At 42.5% G+C, this 19002-nt stretch carries 16 protein-coding genes; 8 read left to right on the top strand and 8 right to left on the bottom strand.

Features of this window, described 5'->3' with window-relative positions:
- The first annotated feature begins 1 nt into the window (after position 1).
- Both paaC and paaD read left to right on the top strand, forming a co-directional pair.
- Positions 2-757, top strand: coding sequence for a 1,2-phenylacetyl-CoA epoxidase subunit PaaC (paaC, locus tag LVD17_RS17950; protein WP_233760391.1), 756 nt, complete (start codon positions 2-4; stop codon positions 755-757).
- A gap of 39 nt (positions 758-796) precedes the next feature.
- Positions 797-1279, top strand: a complete 483-nt coding sequence (gene paaD / locus LVD17_RS17945; protein ID WP_233760390.1) for a 1,2-phenylacetyl-CoA epoxidase subunit PaaD — start codon at positions 797-799, stop codon at positions 1277-1279.
- 187 nt (positions 1280-1466) lie between these two features.
- Here the strand turns inward: paaD and LVD17_RS17940 are convergent, their stop codons facing one another.
- From LVD17_RS17940 to LVD17_RS17915, 6 genes are all read right to left on the bottom strand, one after another.
- Positions 1467-2720: a hypothetical protein gene (locus LVD17_RS17940; RefSeq protein ID WP_233760389.1), complete on the bottom strand. Its 1254-nt coding sequence runs from the start codon at positions 2718-2720 to the stop codon at positions 1467-1469.
- A gap of 177 nt (positions 2721-2897) precedes the next feature.
- On the bottom strand, positions 2898-3653 hold the full coding sequence (locus LVD17_RS17935; RefSeq protein ID WP_233760388.1) for a LytR/AlgR family response regulator transcription factor: 756 nt from the start codon (positions 3651-3653) through the stop codon (positions 2898-2900).
- Positions 3654-3677: 24 nt separating this feature from the next.
- Positions 3678-4694, bottom strand: coding sequence for a sensor histidine kinase (locus tag LVD17_RS17930; protein WP_233760387.1), 1017 nt, complete (start codon positions 4692-4694; stop codon positions 3678-3680).
- A gap of 30 nt (positions 4695-4724) precedes the next feature.
- Positions 4725-5993, bottom strand: a complete 1269-nt coding sequence (locus LVD17_RS17925; RefSeq protein WP_233760386.1) for a hypothetical protein — start codon at positions 5991-5993, stop codon at positions 4725-4727.
- 116 nt (positions 5994-6109) lie between these two features.
- Positions 6110-6460 carry a translation initiation factor gene (locus LVD17_RS17920; RefSeq protein WP_233760385.1) on the bottom strand — a complete coding sequence of 117 codons (351 nt, stop codon included), beginning with the start codon at positions 6458-6460 and terminating at the stop codon, positions 6110-6112.
- Positions 6461-6471: 11 nt separating this feature from the next.
- The gene (locus tag LVD17_RS17915; protein ID WP_233760384.1) at positions 6472-7518 is read right to left on the bottom strand and encodes a PorP/SprF family type IX secretion system membrane protein; all 1047 of its coding nucleotides are present in this window, start codon (positions 7516-7518) and stop codon (positions 6472-6474) included.
- 336 nt (positions 7519-7854) lie between these two features.
- Between LVD17_RS17915 and LVD17_RS17910 the strand changes: the two genes are divergently transcribed.
- The 6 genes from LVD17_RS17910 to LVD17_RS17885 all read left to right on the top strand — a co-directional run bounded on the left by LVD17_RS17910 (position 7855) and on the right by LVD17_RS17885 (position 15907).
- A complete protein-coding gene (locus tag LVD17_RS17910) occupies positions 7855-9225 on the top strand; it encodes a PKD domain-containing protein (protein WP_233760383.1) in 1371 nt (456 codons plus the stop codon).
- Positions 9164-12145 (top strand): T9SS type B sorting domain-containing protein, encoded by a 2982-nt coding sequence (locus tag LVD17_RS17905; RefSeq protein ID WP_233760382.1) that lies wholly within the window; start codon positions 9164-9166, stop codon positions 12143-12145. Before LVD17_RS17910 ends, LVD17_RS17905 begins: the two co-directional genes overlap by 62 nt.
- Before the next feature lie 64 nt (positions 12146-12209).
- Positions 12210-12566 carry a carboxypeptidase regulatory-like domain-containing protein gene (locus tag LVD17_RS17900; protein ID WP_233760381.1) on the top strand — a complete coding sequence of 119 codons (357 nt, stop codon included), beginning with the start codon at positions 12210-12212 and terminating at the stop codon, positions 12564-12566.
- Positions 12567-13115: an NUDIX hydrolase gene (locus LVD17_RS17895; RefSeq protein ID WP_233760380.1), complete on the top strand. Its 549-nt coding sequence runs from the start codon at positions 12567-12569 to the stop codon at positions 13113-13115.
- Between the two features lie 520 nt (positions 13116-13635).
- Positions 13636-14592, top strand: coding sequence for an L-threonylcarbamoyladenylate synthase (locus LVD17_RS17890; protein ID WP_233760379.1), 957 nt, complete (start codon positions 13636-13638; stop codon positions 14590-14592).
- A 127-nt stretch (positions 14593-14719) separates the two neighbouring features.
- Entirely contained in the window at positions 14720-15907 is a 1188-nt protein-coding gene (locus tag LVD17_RS17885; protein WP_233760378.1) for a phosphoglycerate kinase, read from the top strand.
- A gap of 115 nt (positions 15908-16022) precedes the next feature.
- Here LVD17_RS17885 and LVD17_RS17880 read toward each other — a convergent pair whose 3' ends face one another.
- Both LVD17_RS17880 and LVD17_RS17875 read right to left on the bottom strand, forming a co-directional pair.
- Complete coding sequence (locus LVD17_RS17880; protein ID WP_233760377.1) at positions 16023-17939, bottom strand: RecQ family ATP-dependent DNA helicase; 1917 nt, start codon at positions 17937-17939, stop codon at positions 16023-16025.
- Positions 17940-18103: 164 nt separating this feature from the next.
- Positions 18104-18970: a substrate-binding periplasmic protein gene (locus LVD17_RS17875; RefSeq protein ID WP_233760376.1), complete on the bottom strand. Its 867-nt coding sequence runs from the start codon at positions 18968-18970 to the stop codon at positions 18104-18106.
- Positions 18971-19002: the final 32 nt, after the last annotated feature.

Here is a 19002-nt window from a genome sequence, read left to right as displayed (position 1 = left end):
CATGAACGAGACAGCACTCAAAGAACTTCTATATAAAATGGCTGACGATCAGCTTATCATTGGCCACAGAAACTCCGAATGGACCGGTATGGGTCCGCTTTTGGAAGAAGATATTGCATTTTCCTCCATGGCCCAGGATAAGGTTGGGCAAAGCCATGCATTGTACCAGATTTTGCATAGCCTTGGAGAAAGTGAGCCAGACACCATTGCCTTCACCCGCAATGCCGAGCAGTTCCATAATTGTACGCTGACAGAGCTTCCAAACGGCGAATATGATTTCAGCCTCATCAGGCACTTCCTTTTTGATACTGCGGAAGCTATACGTTTCGAATTATTAACAGAATCAAGTTATACACCTCTTGCACAGCTAGCAAAAAAGATACAGGGAGAGATCAGGTACCACACGATGCATGCTAACACCTGGATTAAGCAATTAGGTACAGCCACAGAGGAAAGCATAAGCAGACTGCAGTCATCACTTGATAAGGCTCTTCCTTACGCCCTCGGAATATTTGAACCTTCCCCCTACGAGCAGGAGTTAATAGCAGATGGAATATTTCCGGGAGAGGAAGTGCTAAAGGAAAAGTGGACCAGCAGGATTACAGAAATATTATCTCAAACAAGCCTGCAATTGCCTGATCTTAACTCAATAGAACCTGAATTTGGCGGAAGAACAGGAAAACATACTGAACATCTGCAACCCCTTGTTGAAGAAATGTCGGAGGTATTCAGGATAGATCCTGGTGCAGAGTGGTAACATTGAACTTCAAAAGCAAGCTTACTGTTAAGGTTTTGAATGTATATTACGGAAGAACAAATATTAGAGTGGCTCCAGGAAGTAAAAGACCCTGAAATACCGGTTTTGTCACTGGTAGACTTAGGCGTTATTACTGATATTGACATTGATGACCACCGGGTACGCGTCACCATAACCCCTACTTTTGTGGGTTGCCCGGCTATTGATTACATGAAGCAGGACATTTCCGATGTCCTCAACAGCTATGGCATTGATCATGTGGATGTAGTAGTCTCATTTGAAAAATCATGGAACTCCAATATGATCACTGAAAAAGGCCGAAAAGCCTTAAAAGATTTTGGCCTCGCTCCTCCTCCAAAGCATAATCTGATCGTTGATATTGACATTCTCGAACGTATCGAGTGTCCGAATTGCGGTAGCACCAATACAATCTTAAACTCGCCCTTCGGTCCTACAGCCTGCCGCTCTATTCATCATTGCAATGACTGCAAAGAAACTTTCGAGCAGTTCAAACCGGTTTAGCAGCCACATCTTTTTCTATAAAGTATTTATTCCTTATTAATAGTTAAGTAACATCTCAATCTATTTTAATAACTGAAGTATAAAGCCCCATATATATACGCTTTTTTCCTAAATAAGCACTCTTCCTATAAAAAAGCTTCCGAACCAAACGATCCGGAAGCCTTTTACCTAAACAAAATATACGAAATCAATTAAAGTTCACCTCTTTGATATCTTCCCACTTCACATAGGTGGGGTCGCCTCCTCCTTTGAACACCAATATTCCGGTATTTCTGTCAGATACATCCTGACCTTCTCCCAGAAGCATTTTCTCTCCGTTTTTAAGCTCTACATTGCTATAATCATAATTCTTCGGCATAATCTTTTTGATGCTTGCAAAAGGAATGAAGTATTCTATATCATTATCCTGCCCCTGGAGCATTTCATAATTATACTCTTCATCAAGGTCATAGATTATCCTTCCTTTTAGGGTTTCACCATCCGTAGTCACCACTGAGCCTTCTAACTGCTTTTGATTTTTGAAATCAGTATATCTTTTCAGAGAAAATGACGGCTTATTTATGAATTCAACTTTTTTAAACTCTTTCCACGGGATATCAACGCGTCCCAGTTTTTCTGTGGTAACGATGATACCACGGTTCTCAGAGTTCACATCATTACTGCCCCTTAGATCCATATCGCGACCTGATTTTAGCACTACACGGCTACTGTTATAGCCTTCCCGCTCTATAGATGAGATGTTTCCGAACTCAATAGACAAATCTCCATCTTCGGTGTCACCATCCAGTTTATCCGTAGTAAGTCGCTCGTCATGGTCCCACTGAATATAGCCGGTAAAAGTTCCTGCATAAGTTTCCACCACACCAAAAAGAGCCTCTCCGAATTTTGAAGTTAATTTTCCTGGGGCTTCGCTGAATTCGACAACCTCAATCCTGCCCCAGCTAATCGATATCTCACCTAACTCAGCATCGATAACCTTTACATCAGTTCCGATATCATTATACCCTTCTCCCCTAATTTCTACTTTCTTACCGTTCTGGAGTGTCACATCGACCCGGTTTCTACTGAATGGCCTGAGGGATTTAATTTCACCAAACTGACATACAAACTGATGCGTGTGGTCGTATTCATCTACGTGATAGCTGACACTGCTGGCCAACCAGTTAACAAAGCCTTCACCAAAACTTCGGTGCCTGTCTTCGAGCTCATGGCGCTGGTCTCTGGAAAGATATTGCAAATTGTTGTTTTCTGATTTGGAACTGTTAAAATGATCCGTCCAGAAAACTTCTTCCTTACCCCATCGCAACGAGCCTTCAAATGTTTTTCCGTCTATTGTAGTAACCTTACCATAGATGTAGCCAGCATCTTGTGCATGCACCTGTGATGCAGCAAGGCAGACAAAAAAACTAAGTGTTAATAGTGAATAATAAATTTGTTTCATTGTAAATTTTGAGTTTTGACCTTGAAAGTAATTTGACCTTTTGTTGTTTTTGACCTTATGCTTTCAAATGTCGCAACTAAAACACTATATATAAAGGAGAAGGGGATGAGCCGGTATATCATATCCCCCAATCGGGATATATCAGGACCAATCTGGTAAGGTGATATTTCTAATTATCTATTGGTCAAGCCAAAGCTTGAATTCGGGGGTTTTCTCTGAACTTATCACGACCTCATCCTCAGCCTCGGGATTCAGGTTAATCTTTATCCTGCCTTTAAAATAAGGATGTATCTCGCAAATTGAATCAAATTTAACCACATACTTTCTATTGGCCCTGAAGAACACTTTAGGGTCGAGCTGCTGATCTATAGCCTCCAGGGGCTGATCATAAGGATACTTCTTATTGTCATGAGTAACGATATATGTAAGCTTATTCTGACTGTAGAAATACGCAATTTTCTCAACCGGAACAGCCAGTATTTTATTACCATTCCTAATCATAAAACGCATTTTATATTCCTTGTCCCTGCTTTCAATCATTTTTAGAACCTGATCATAATGGAGCGTTTCTTCTTTACCGGCCATCCTCTTAAATTTATCGATGCTTGCCGCCAACTTTTCTTTTTGAATCGGTTTAAGCAAATAATCGATACTATTGGTTTCAAATGCTTTAATAGCATATTGATCATAAGCCGTAGTAAAAATTACAGGCCTGTCCACCTTCACCTGCCTGAATATTTCAAAACTTAATCCATCCAGCAACCTGATGTCACTGATAATCAGGTCTGGGTGCTCATTCTCCCTAAGCCAAAGCACTGCATCCTCTACCGATTTCAAAACACCCACTACTTTCAGGCCATTGTCTACATCCTCCAACAGAGTATGTAGTTTATCGGCTGCCAGCGTCTCGTCTTCAAAAATTAAAACAGTCATCTCTATATTGAATTTTAGCTACCCTTAAACAGTTTCTACCTCCAGCAGGGGTACCCTTACCTCAAAATGGGTGTCAGTTTTGATCACCTTCACATCCAGTTGAGTAAAATATGCATACCTTCTTCTGATATTATCCAGACCACTTCGGGAGCTATCCATTAACTCTTCAGGCCTTTTATTCAACGTGTTGCTCACGCTAAAGTATTCGCTTTCAATATTTTTAAACAAAATATGCAGCGGCTTCCTCTCGCTGATTACATTATGCTTGATTGCATTCTCCACCAGCATTTGCAATGTCATAGGAGGCACCATTTTCATTCTAAACTTATGCTCAATATCCTCTGTAAAAATGATCATATCCTCAAACCTGGTTTTAAGCAGTGCCATATACGATTTAATAAAATTCAACTCTTCATCCAGCGGTATCAGATCTTCATCTTTTGATCGCAGAATTGTTCTATATACTTCCGCAAAATTGTCCAGAAAAGCCTTGGACAAGTTCTTATCCTTATCTATCAGGGAAGAAAGAATATTCAGATTATTAAACAAGAAGTGCGGGTCCAGATGATTTTTGAGGGACTCCAGTTGAGTTCTGATGTTTTCTTTCTTGAATTTTTCAGCGTTCAGTTCAGATTTTTTCCAATACTGAAGAAAATGAAGACTGAAGTAAATTGAAAATACGGGAATGAACATGATAATGCCGTAGACATTCATTACTATGAGTTGCTCATTCGTGGGAGGCTCTGACGTAAATATAGCTTTAAAGGTAAGGTAAGCCAGGTTAATAATAATCAGAGAATAAAGAATACCCAGGAAAAGATGCGTAAAAAACCTCTTATTACCATAACTCAACCAGGGAAAATGTTTATCAAACTGAATAGTGATAAACCTATTGCCCGACCAAAGAAGTATTAGGACAGCAGCAATCCAGCCTCCTGTAAAGTATACCGCAGGGGCAACATCCGACTGCCATAAATAATAAATCAGCACGGCAAGCAATACCATACTGATCCCTCCTATGAGTATATTTTTTCGATTCAAAACCAAAGCAAGATAAACTGTATTTGCGGGTTATTCGAAAACAATTTCAGTTATATTTTTCCACTGAACGAATTCCTGATCATTTTCTCCATGCTTCAAAACCAGAACGCCATCATTTTCATCAGATACATCACGCATACCTCCCAGCAGTAGCGAGGTTCCGTTTTTTAACTCAACCAGCGAATAATCATAATTTTTGGGTGTCACCTTTCTTATGTTCCTGAATGGGATATGATATTGGATCTCATCGTCCATACCTTCCAGCATTTCCACGTCCCACGATTCGTCAATATCATAAATTATTTTCCCTGAAATACTGGCTCCTTCATATAAATGAACGGTTCCGGAGAGTCCCTGAGGTATGACATAGCTTTCGTAAGGCAATCCACTGTTTCGTGCCTCAGAAAAATCCACTCGCTTGAATGCTTTCCAGGGAATCTCTATTTTCCCGGTGCCTTCAATGGAGACAATTACCCCCCTGTTACCTGAGTTCACATCATTGGAGTTAGTAAGAAAATATGAAGTACCCGACTTCAGCACTACATTGCTACCGTTGCCACTTTTCTCTATTTGCTTTATAACAGAGAAGCTTACCGACACCTTACCGTCTCTGGCATCGCCATCCAGCTTATCCACACTCAGTCGCTCATCGTGATCCCACTGTACAAAGCCGGTAAAATTACCTTTCCGTACCGTCTCAACTGTGCCATACAGCGGATTGCCCATCGCTAAGGAAAGCTTATCGGGCGTAGGTTCAAATTCGATTTTCAGGATCCTGTTCCAGGCGATGGTTATTGCACCCAACTCTTTGTCCAATACCTGAACATCCGTACCCAGGTCATTGTATCCTTCACCACCAACTTCCAGCTTCACGCCATTTTTTAGTATCAGATTGATTCGTGACGGCCCTGTAATTTCAATTGTTTTAATATCTCCAAAGCGGCAAACAAACTGGTGCGATACTGAACTTCTTTTATCCTCCCAAATGCTTGAAAGTCTCCAATCAAAGTCATACCAGGAAGTGTTTTTATTTTCTTTTTTTGGAATATCTCCGTAGTTGTTTGTATAAAGCTTTACCCCATTAAACAGGTCATTCCAAAAAGCTTCTTCTTTTCCCCACCTGATCTGCCCCTGATAGGTATTGCTTACCGTATAAACCTTACCATACATAAATCCGGCATCTGACTGCGCCTGACTTTTAGAAGAACAAACAATTAACAATGCGATCAGCACACCCAGAAAAAGCTGTATGGCTTTTCCATGCCTTCTCCACAAACCCATATATTGCATTTTACTCATATTACAAAGAAAGGATATGGAGTGATCTGGTAAAAGGTTTAGATGCTCTGGCAGGTTATATACTGACTGGAAAGGGATATAAGCAGACCGAATCAGCACAATAGAAAAAAAGAAGACTAACCACCGATCTGTTTAACCTTGTAGCCTCCACCTCTTAAAATATCCGAAGCTTTTTGGCGAAAATCTCCCTGGATCAATATTTCTCCATCTTTTGCAGAACCTCCTACACCACACTTCGATTTCAAAAGCTTACCAAGCTCTTTCAGGTCGTCCTGGGCACCAACAAATCCACTGATAAGTGTAACCTGCTTACCTCCACGAGCCTTTTTATCCAGCTCAACTCTCAGGTTTTGCTCATCAGGCGGCAAAGTTTCCTCTTCACCCTCTCCTTCGTAGTTGTACTCAAAGTCGTCGTTAGTAGAATATACTACACCATCTCTGTTTTTCCACTTATTCTTTTTCGCCATTATATTTGTTTTTAAAAGTCAGGACAAGGGATTTGCATCACATTTTTAGGGGGCTTGCGCGGATCGCGGCTTGACCAGGAGTAAGAAACGGAAAGCTCATGGGCTCCTCCACTACCAGAACCTAACTTGGATATGGTATAATCGTAACTGTAGCCGATGTTAAATACTTCCCCGTTGCCACCTTTTTTTGTAAATCCTACAAGGAGTACAATCGATTCATTGTTATTAAAGCCTTCAAGTTTTTTAAATGGCAGGCCTCGGTACCAGGTACCAAAGATCAAAGGCTCAAGGGTTAAGTAAAGCCCTAAGTCAAGCTGGTCAAATTCACCTTGTGTCTTATACTGAAATGTTGGTGTCAAACTTCTCTCCTGTGGACGCGCATACAATCCACTTCCCATAGTACCCGGACTAAAGAGCAACTTCACACCACCATGTAGAGACAGCTTAGTCGGTAATTCTTTAGGGTCTGCACTTTCTTCGAAGGCCTGATCCGGCTTATTCAGGTGGTGAGCCGCCACTCCAAGCCAGGCATTTTTGGTGTAAAGCACGCCCCCGGCAGAAAGATCAAGAAAGTTTTTACTCAGATTCCCGAATGTCTCTCCCGTCGGGTTAATGACTTCCCCGGTATTGGGGTCAAACTGATCTCCAAAGGTTAGGTCACTGAAGTTGACATTCCTGTTATAAAAGGCCGCCTGAAAACCAGGCCTGAAAGTAAGCCAGTTGGTAATATAGAGCTGATAAGCATACTGTAAGCCCACACTGGTAGATTTCAACCCTGCCTGCCCCTCGGTGTCACGCATCAGCAGGAAGCCTACCCCACTGTTCTTGCTTTCTATATAAGTATCAAAGTAAGCTGATATGGTAACAAAATTGGCTTCTATAGCCGGCCACTGATTGCGGTAATTCAAACCAACCCTGGGCTGTTGCATCGCTCCTGCAAAAGCAGGGTTTAAATATAGCGGTGCAGCATAGAATTGAGAGAATTGAGGATCCTGAGCAGTTACCACTACCGGAGCAGCCAGCATCAATAGACAAAAAAGTATTAAAGGTCTTCCCATGGAGATGTCCGATTTTTGCTTTAATCAGCAAAGTAGGAAATTAAACTAAAAATATTTACAAGAACCAAAAATAAAGAAAGTTAGCGTTATAGCATAACGGCAATTTGTAGTTATTTGTATAAATTAGTATCGAATACTGTAAACAAATACACTATTCAATGCAATCAGAGCTTACTTTTCTCAGTTATTAATTTTGAACTAATATAGATAGAAATGCCTTATTTTCATGGTCGCAGAGTTTGTCTACTCATTTTTTTGACGGTTGGCAGCATTTTACAGGCTTTTTCCCAAAATTACTCGGGGCTTAACTGGTATTTTGGAAACAACTCCGAAGGCATGCGCTTCGTACGCCCATTACTTCAACCTCAAAATATAAATACTCCTTTTGCTCTTGGCACCGGCCGCAGTGCAGTAGCCTCCGACCCGGTCACCGGCGAAGTTATTTTCACTACAGACGGCAACTTCGTTTATGATGGCATGGACAGAGTGTTGGCAACTACATTGGGTGGTAATACTGCTCTTAACCAGGGCGTAGCCATTGCCCAAAACCCAGGTAATCGCGACCAATTCTATATATTCACTATAAACAATGGAACCGGACTACTGGAGTTCACCATATTTGATCTTACGCAGTACAGCGGCCCTCCTGGATTTCCCGCTCCGGCCGAAGGTGACCTGGTAGGTTTGCCTTCAAACACCGGACTTCCGGCAACTCCAAGGTCTCCCGGTATGATTATTATCCCGAACGACACCAGAGATGGCTTCTGGCTAATCTCACACCAAACAGGAACAACAAATTATGATGTAGTAGAGATCGATGCCACAGGCGCATTTTCTATCAATACACAGGCAGTAGGTGCCATCACCAATGCCGTAAACCTGTCTTTCAACCAGGCTACCGCTCAACTTGCTATTGCATCATCGGAGCCGACTCAAACGGTGGAAATACTATCTATCGATCAGGCAACAGGTACTTTGACCCTGGTCACAAATATCCCCGGCACCAACGCAAGTACATTAGGCACAGAAAACATTTATGATACGGAATGGTCAAATAATGGCGATTTCTTATATCTATCGGGCAATTTTGAAACTGGTGCAGATTCACTGATGCAGGTTGACATGACGCAGGCAACATTGATTCCTCGTCCTGTTTCAACAAGTGGCATGGTAAGGAGCTACGGCATTCAAATGGCCCCTGATAGTGCTATATATCACTTATACGAGATAGCAGGAGGCGCCCTTCAACTGGGCAGGATCAACGAACCTGATACTATATTCACTCAGGTACTTTATGCTCCCGTACCCTTAGGTTCAACAGACTTCGGAGGCAGGCAATTCCCGGCTTTTCTTCCTCAACTCAATCCGGACCTAAGTGCTGACTTCTCCTTTTCTGGCACTTGTCAAAATGCGCCGACATTGTTTTACCCTACTATAATTCCTGGCTCTGACAGTGTTCGCTGGGATTTTGGTGATGGAAGTTCTTCCCTGCAATTAGGCCCTTCGCACACCTATGCTACAGACAGCACTTTTGATGTTACCCTTACTGCATTTTTAAACGGTGATTCAGTTTCTGTAACAAAACCAGTGACAATCACTGCCTTTGACATTCAGATAACCGTACAATCAGATACTACTTTTTGTCGTGAGGATTTCCCCCCCTCCATACGGATCAAACGGCACCGCCAGTGTAGTTGCTCAGGTTAGTGGTACCCCTACCAGCGTAATCTGGTCAAATGGTGATACAGGTAACACATTAACGCCTGATTCATCCGGCTACTATTATGTAATAGCCACGGATGCTTCAGGTTGCTCCACACATGCAGGTGTTACCGTCAATACCTATGGTGAAGATGAACAGCGCGCTAACGTCTGGTACTTTGGCAACAATGCAGGAATTGACTTTAATCCACTACCTGATGACCCGGTCGCTCCAATCCCATTTGGCAATGCCAGCATTTATAACGGAGGAAACCAAATGCAGGCCCCGGAAGGTTGTGCTATTTATTGCGATCGTAATGGTCAGCCTCTTGTGTATTCGGATGGAGTAGATGTATTTGATGGTGAAGGGAATCAGCTTACCGGAGCCACTCCGGCGGATAAGCTCGGCGGTGATCAAACTGCTACGCAGTCCGTTTTGATTATACCATTTCCTGGGGATGAAACATTGTTTTACATCTTTACAACTGAAGAGGTCTACGGAACAGGGACTTACGACCTAAAGTATACTGTATTTGACCTGAAAGATGAAAGCAACGGCACAAAAGGTGCCTTGGTCAGGACTGCAGATGGTAACCTGACTACAACCATTTGCTCAGGTGTAACCGAAAGAATAACAGGAAACGACGGTTGGCTTATTGCTCATGATTTTGGGAACAACAACTTCAAGGCTTTCCCAATTGATGGAGATGGTATTGGCAATCCAATAATTTCCAGTGTAGGATCCTCCCACGATACTGACCGGGAAAGTGAAGGCTACATGATCTTAGGGCCTGGAGATGTACTGGCCGTTGCCCTGTCAGAGTCTGCCAATGAAAACTACATTGAGCTGTTTGATTTTGTAGACAGCACAGGTGTTATTAATGAAATTATTCAGCTCGACTTTAACAATCCTGCCCCTATAAGCGCAGGTGTTAATAATGTCACTGCCCCTGCAAGTGTAAGCGGACAGGTCTACGGTGTTGGCTTCAGCCCTGATGGAAGAAATCTTTTTGCCACTCTACAAGGAGCATCCGAAAGTCATATTTACTGGTGGCCAATCGACTCTACAACGACGACTTCAAATACGACAGATCCCAGTTATATCCAGGATTCAGTTCGCTACGTATCGGGATCAAACTTATTGCTGGGAGCTTTACAGGCAGGGCCTGACGGCACCTTATACATTGCTCAAGACGGACAAGGCTCGCTAGCCACCATTACAAATCCCAGCCTAAGCATAGGCCAGGTACCTGTTATAAATGGGTTTGGGCTATCTGCGGGCACTACCAGCCGGTTGGGATTACCCAATTTCATTCAAAATATCGGTTCACCTGCAAATGGAGCCAGTATGCAGGTAATGAGTGGTTGCTCCGGAGAATCTCTGACTGTAAGCATTCTCAATGCTCAAAATCTTGAGAGTTACTACCTCAATATTTATAACCAGAACGACCTGAACACCATTGTCAGAGGCACAATAGTTTTGGATCAGGACAACCCGGATTTTACATTCGTACTGGATGAACCAGGAACTTATGTGGCAACCGTTACTATAGACCCTGAATGCTCCGGTTTCAGCAATACTAATATGACACCTCAAACCTTCGTAGTTAATCCACTGCCTGATTTTGACCTTGCGGTTGTGAGCAGACCTTCTGATTGTGGACGTAATGATGGCGTAATATCCGTAAGTTTTACTTCCTCAGGAGATATCAGCTACTCTGTTAGCGGGCCGGTTTCCTATTCAGATACTACGGTAACGGCCCCTGGCACTTTTAATATTGGTGGTTTGTCGGCCGGTTTTTATACCGTAACAGCCAACTTCCTAGCTACCGGTTGTAGTGATACCAGAACAATTTCGTTAAACGATGACACAGGATATGATCCAGATGACCAACAAGTGAATACTAAGTGTAGCAATGCAGAAGGAGAGCTAAACATCACCTTCTCTCCTACATCTGCAGCACCTGCTTCCTACAACTGGAGATTACTCACTCAGGGTTCAAATATACAGGTAGCCTCAGGTACCGAAGCAGATATTCCATTTCAATTCATTTCAACGGGTGAGTACTATTTAGAAATACGAGAAGGACTATGCATAACTACAGCGATAGTATCTGCTACACCGCCAGAGTCTGACATTCTGAGAGGTATACCAACTGATTTTGCAGTGTGTAACGAAACAGTTGCTAGGGTTCCGTTTATTACAGATAGTAAACAAAATCTAGTTGTTACTCCAACAATGGAAGTGGATTATGAAGACAGCGTTATTTTGATAACTGAACCTGGAACCTATACAATTACCGCTATTGGTGATGGCGATCAATTATGCGATGACACTCATGTAGTGACCGTTTCATTTGCAAACTCCGACCCTATTCCTTTTGACTCGCGATATGCCATTTGTCCCGAGGACCCGTTGGTATCCAATACTTTTGTTACCATCCCTACCCCTGGATTCTCCAGTGTCGAGTATTTCGATGAAGACGGTAATCCTCTACAAAACGGGAATGGATATAACATCTTCGCAGATAGCATACAGGTATTTGTTACGGGTGTTGTCAATGTGCGTATGACAAATGCCTTTGGTTGTGTGACCGAGGCCGAGTTTAATGTAGTAGAAGACTGTAAGGCCAGGATAAATGCTCCTAACGCATTTACTCCTAATGGAGATGGTCGAAACGATTCCTTCCTGGTATTCCCGGTATTAGTTTCTCCTGACGATTTCCAGATCTTCATTTTCAATCGCTGGGGAGAAATGGTCTTCCAGTCATCAGACCTGAATTTTGAGTGGAATGGTGGCTACGACAATGATCCGAGCAGACCTTTAACAGGAGGCACATACGCTTACCGTGTAGAATTCAAAAGTGTAATTGAAGGCAGGGATGATTTGCAGGAAATGCGCGGTGGTGTAACTTTGATCCGATAAATTTGTTTAAGTAAACAAAAAGCACCAAAACAGTAAATCAGGTGCATTAAACAATTAATTAAAAATGAAAAAGATAAAATTAGGAATAGCATTTATTGTCTTGTTGAGCGCTTTTGCTTTCACTCATGCTGATTTTTTGAATACCTCCATTAAAATTACTGTCCGGAATGAACTAGGCAACCTGGAAGAAGGGGTATCTGTACAACTATTTCCTACTGAAGAAGATTACAGAAACGAAACCAATCCTGTAACCGAAAAGCAAATGACCGATAGCAAAGGTCAGGTAAAGTTCAGGGACCTGGAGCCAAAAGTATATTTTGTAAATGCCGTTAAAGGTGATAAAAACAACATTGGCGCAGGTGTGCAGACAGACACACTGATTGAAGGAAAAATGAACAAGGTAACTATCATCATAGAATAAATGCACAGGCAAGACCTGATCAATAAACTTAATAACTACAGCCCTGAATTCGAAGCGGAAAAAGAATTCAGGGCTTCGTTTTTATCTTTTGTAAAGCAGAACCCTGAGTGCTTTGAAAGGTCGCTGGATGAAGGACATGTTACCGGGTCTGCATGGATAATCAACAAAGCGGGAACCAAAGCCCTCCTTACACATCACCACAAGCTCAACCGCTGGCTCCAACTTGGCGGGCATGCGGATGGCGACCCTGATATCATCAATGTGGCCACTAAAGAAGCTCAGGAAGAGTCTGGGTTGAAATCCATCAGGCTGGTAAGCAAATCTATTTTTGACATTGACATACATACCATACCCGCCCGAAAAACCGATCCCGAGCACTTACACTATGATGTCAGGTTTATTTTCGAGGCAGATGAAAATGAATCTCTTATAGTAAGCAGTGAATCAAAAGATCTGGCCTGGGTAGAATTGGATAAACTTGAGGATCTGGTGAAGTCAAATGATAGCATTGTGCGTATGATGCAAAAAAGTAAGTCGGGTATTCGGTGACCAGTGTTTTAGTAATCGGTGACTGGTGAATTGTGTCAAAATCATGCATTGGGAAATAACACCGCAAAAAAAGAAAAGGTCCTGCTCAACAGGACCCCTTCAACCTTAAAATTAACTGTAATAACACTAAAAAACCATGAAAGATGATTACCTACGTCATCATCCAAGTTAGTAATCCGATCTACACTAAAGACGAATTATAGTTATAACCAGATTGCTGACATTAAAGTTTAGATTTGAAAATGTTTTATCAGAGAAGGTTATCTGGAGGCCACTAGTAGTAAAATAAAGCTAATAATTACAATCCAAAACATATATGGATCCAAGATAGGGACTATAATAATAGCTTTGGCTCTTAGTGCCCACAGCACAATTAAAATAATCGAGACTATCTTAAGGGTTGATCTGGTTTTATTGCTCATATCATTGTCGGTTATTGTTTACAGGTAAATATATAAATTTATAAGTTCCTCTTCCATACAGCCGAAAATTAATACTTTTGCAGTTCAATTTTTGAAATATGGCAGTTATTGGTACAGACATAAACGAAGCTAAATCTATTCTTGAGAGCAGTGAACTGGTAGCCATCCCTACGGAAACAGTGTACGGTCTGGCTGGAAATGCTTTTAACACCGAAGCCATTGCCAAAATTTTCGAGGTGAAAAACAGGCCCTCTTTTGACCCGCTTATTGTACATACATACTCACTGGATCAGGTTAAAAATATTGTAAAAGAGCTGCCCAAAAAGGCCTTGTTACTTGCTGAAAGGTTCTGGCCCGGCCCTTTGACATTGCTTCTTCCCAAACAAGCCATCATCCCCGATCTTGTCACATCAGGTATGGATACCGTAGCAGTGCGCATCCCCAACCAACCTTTAACCATGCAGTTATTGCAATCCCTGGATTTTCCGCTGGTGGCTCCAAGTGCAAACCCCTTTGGCTATGTAAGTCCCACATCGGCACAACATGTTGATGATCAACTTGGTGAAAAAATTGAATATGTGCTGGATGGCGGTCCGTGCCCTGTCGGAATAGAATCTACCATTGTAGGGTTCGAAGGGGATGAAGCTGTCATTCACAGATTAGGCGGGCTTAGCAAAGAGAAGATCGAAAGCATTATCGGCAAGGTGAAGCTCATGCCTCACTCCTCCTCTAACCCCAAAGCCCCCGGCATGTTGAAAAGCCACTATTCCCCTGGTAAAAAGGTGATCGTAGGAAGTCTCGATACATTGGTCAAAGAATATGGGAAAGTCCGCACCGGCATCATCAGTTTCACCCGTTCTGTTGAAGGTATAGTGCCCGAGCACCAAATGATACTGGCCCCCGATGGTGACCTGACCACCGCTGCGAAAAACCTGTTCTCTTCACTACGGTTACTGGACAAAAAGGATATAGATTACATTCTTGCAGAACCGGTGCCTGAGCACGGCCTTGGCCTCGCCATCAATGACCGCCTGAAAAGGGCAGCTGCCAAATAATCCCTGTACGCTAACTAACCTTATCATCACCAGCTATGAACTGGAACAACATAACTTAAAAACAATCAGGTTAGTTAGGCAGTTTATGATATAATTTTAGATATTTACGCCTTTAAAAAATCAGCCTATGAGAACTATTGATGACATTAACTTTAAAAACAAAAGAGCCTTAATAAGAGTAGATTTTAATGTGCCCTTGAATGACAAATTTGAGATCACGGATGACACCCGCATCAGGGCCGCAGTGCCCACCATAAAGAAAATACTTAGCGATGGAGGTTCAGTAGTGTTAATGTCCCACCTCGGAAGGCCGAAAAGTGGCCCTGAGGATAAATTCTCATTGAAACACCTGATCAAAGACCTCTCTGAAAGATTCGGAACCGACGTAAAGTTTGCTCCTGATTGCATTGGAGAAGAAGCTGAGTCTAAATCATCAGGCTTGCAGCCCGGTGAAATATTACTGCTTGAAAACCTGAGATTTTACCCCGAAGAAACAAAGGGGGATGAAGGTTTTGCAAAAAAACTAGCTGCGCACGGAGATATTTATGTGAACGATGCTTTCGGTACAGCCCACCGTGCACATGCGTCTACCAGCATTGTAGCTCAGTTTTTTGATGAAAAAGTTTGCGGTTACGTAATGGCTGCAGAGATTGAAAACGCCCAAAAGGTACTCGACAAAGCCGATAAGCCTTATACTGCCATCATGGGTGGTGCGAAGATCTCGGATAAAATATTGATCATTGAAAAACTATTGGATAAAGTTGACAACCTGATTATCGGCGGTGGTATGTCATATACATTCTTCAAAGCCATGGGTGGTGACATAGGCTCATCACTTGTAGAAGAAGACAAATTAGATCTTGCTAACGAGCTGATCAAAAAGGCGAAAGAAAAGGGAGTAAACCTTGAATTGCCTTTCGATTCAGTAATTGCTGATAAGTTTGATAACAACGCCAAAACTGACATAGTACGGAATGGCGCTATCCCTGATGGCTGGATGGGACTGGACATAGGCCCACAGGCTCGTGAAGTTTTTGCAAAGACCATTAAAAGCTCAAAAACCATACTTTGGAATGGCCCTATGGGTGTGTTTGAAATGTCGAACTTCGCTAAAGGAACAACTGGCATTGCCGAAGCCGTGGTTGAAGCCACTGAAAAGGGAGCATTCTCTTTGATCGGTGGTGGTGACTCTGCCGCAGCCGTTAACCTGCTTGGTTATGGCGACAAAGTTTCTTACGTATCTACAGGTGGTGGTGCATTGCTTGAATACATGGAAGGCAAAGAATTACCGGGTGTAAAAGCTCTGGAAGATTAAGATCCTTTAAAATATAATGGCGGGTTTTCTCGCCTGATCTTTAAGCCTCTGCAAGCAATTGACAGAGGCTTTTTTGTGCTGATTAATAATCCTTCTTTAACTATCTATTGGCTGGCTACACCTTCTCCAGCCTCCACTGATCATCATACCTCAGTTCTCCGCTGTCAATCATCTCACGAACCAGGTTGAGAAACATCTCTTTTTCCGATGGGTTAATATTTTCCATAAGCTCCTCAACTGTAAGAGGCCCTTCTCCAGTCAGGTGCCTTACCTGTAAGCGGTAGCCTTCAATATCATGGTCTTTGTCATCATGTTTTTTAGTCAGGCATACATCGCAAATACCGCAGTTTTCAAAGGTACTCTCGCCAAAGTAATCCAATATTAACTGCGTACGGCAGGTATCTTCATGCTTTACGTAGTTGATCATGGCCTCCATCTTTTGCCTGGCAGTTTTCTCCCGCTCTGCCAGCCGTGCCCTGTCGAGTTTCAGGGTAGTGCTATCCTGGCGTGGCACGGTAAAGATCACCTGGGGTTTCTCTTTTCTTTTGTCATAAGTCAGTATTCCCTGGTCATCCAACCGCTCCAGGGCTTTGATGATTTCTTTTTCAGTAGTCTCCAACACCTTCGCCAGTTGAGCTTCTGATATTTTTACAAAATTGCTAAACACCTCTCCTCCATAGATCCTCAATAATGCCTTAATGAAGAAATCATATTTGGCATTGGCGATCTGAAATTCATACAAAGCACGATTATCAACCGTAAAATGGAGCTGGGAAGGGTTGTAAAAACTCTCGTTAAACTGGATCAGCCCTTCTTCTTCCAGTTTTTTGAGGGAATAGTAAACTTCCATATGGTGGATTCCGTAATGATCGGAGAAATCCTGTATATCAAAATCAAAGCTCTGCCCAAGGCCACTGCCAACAGCCATTTTGTAGAAGTTGGCAAGGCATTGATAAACTCTTTTAATGCTTTCTATTGAAGGATGCTGCTGATCCAGCTGGGCTTTAAGGTCATCTATATCGGCCTCCTCGTAAATGACGACCGCAAAAGCTTTCTGCTCATTCCTTCCGGCCCTCCCCGCTTCCTGGTAGTACGACTCCAGGTTTTGAGGAATGTCCATATGCACCACTACCCTAACGTCGGGTTTGTCTATACCCATACCAAAGGCATTGGTGGCCACCATGATCCGTTTCCTGTCCTTGATCCAGTTGTCCTGCTTATTCGTACGCTCTTCATGGGTAAGGCCGGCATTATAAAAGTCTGCAGAAAAGCCATGTCGTAAAAGGAATGCAGCTATTTGCTTTGTTTCTTTACGGGTACGGGTATATACTATCGCTGTTCCTTTAACATTCCTAAGCACTTCCAGGAGTTTTTTGTCCTTATCTTCTACTTTGCGTACTGCATAGGACAGGTTGTAGCGGGCAAAACTTTTTTGAAATACGTTATGCTTTTTAAACAGCAGTTTATCCTGAATATCATCCCTTACCTCCGGTGTGGCGGTAGCCGTAAGCGCTATAATGTTTACCTCAGGTATCAGCGGGCGTATTTCTGCAATGGTTAAATAAGCAGGTCTGAAATCATAGCCCCACTGGGATATACAATGAGCCTCATCTACGGCCAGCAGGCCAACGTTCATTTTTTGTAGGCGTTCTTTAAAAATATCTGTTTGCAGACGCTCCGGTGAAAGGTACAGGAATTTTACATCCCCATAAACGCAGTTATCCAGCTTAATATCGATCTCAGACCGGCTCATGCCTGAAAAAATAGCCTGGGCCTTAATCCCTCTTTTATTCAACTGCTCGACCTGGTCTTTCATTAAGGCAATCAGCGGAGTAACAACGACGCATAAACCTTCTCTGGCCATGGCAGGTACCTGAAAACAAATGGATTTCCCTCCACCTGTGGGCAATAATGCAAGCACGTCATCTCCCAGCAGTACGGCATTCACCACCTCTTCCTGCACTTCCCTGAACGCATCGTAGCCCCAGTACTTCTTGAGTATATTTAAAGGTTGTTCTACTGCATCACTCATCCTTTGAAATTACATTTTTTATATTGTTATAATTTCTCAAAATCCATTATATATCCGACCCAAAGAAACAAAGCCTCAATGACACAGACAATAGGCTATTATAAAATGAGAAGAGGTCGTCTTTTAGGACGACCTCTTTTTCAGCATGAGTTTTATCGTAATTATCACTTTGCAGTTTGCAAAAGCTTAACTCCGGTATCTCCCAAATGCCGGGTTAGTATTTTTTTATACGCTACAGAATTAGTATAACCTCCATTTGCGCTAAAAAACTCCTCCATCAAAGGTTGCCAGTCACTGTTCATTGGTAATATAAATCCAAATTGTTCAGAGGCCTGGTCTCCTATGGGATGTCTTTTGAGAGGGTGTTTCCTTTGTACAGCATCAAGGTAAAAAGCCAGGTCCAGGTACGAAAATGCTTTCGGGTCTGACAGTACCTTATCCAGAGTTTCAGGGCTGGAGGCTGCATAGGCTATTTTCATTTCCGGGTAGTACTTACTTTTAAGATCCTGAATCCTCTTATCATTCAATGTGCCTTTAGCCGTATAAGCGGTAAGTCCTTTAAATTTTGTTGATATTTCGTCAAGGCTATTGAGCGTAGGTACACTTTTTTGGGTGATCAGAATAGCAAAATTTGTAATAAAAGGAGGACTAAATCTGATCTCCCTTTTCCTGCCATCTGTAATGGTGATATTCCCAAGCCCGAAAACACCATCTCTGCTTGTTTTTACCTGATTGTACATGCCGGTGAAACTGCTTCCATCGCCAACGAACTTACTGCTTAGTTTCACACCTTTTGTTTCGTTTACGTACTGAATAAAATCATTCATAATATCTACACAAATACCGGTCAATTGACCTGAGGCATCCTTATATACAAAGCCGGGTGTTTCTACATAAGCGAATGAAACAGTACCCGTGCCTGCTCCCTGGACTTTCTTCCAGGAATCGCCGCTATACTGCGCCATAAGTGGTAATGACCATGCAGAGAAAAGCAAGATAATAAAAAGGGTTAGTCGTTTGGTTGTCTTCATAATTTTGGTTGGTTAAAAACCCAAATTAAACA

Source organism: Fulvivirga ulvae (assembly GCF_021389975.1).
In the GTDB taxonomy this organism is placed as follows: Bacteria; Bacteroidota; Bacteroidia; order Cytophagales; family Cyclobacteriaceae; genus Fulvivirga; species Fulvivirga ulvae.
Note: the sequence above shows the minus strand (reverse complement) of the source record. Positions and strands in the feature narration are given on the sequence as shown.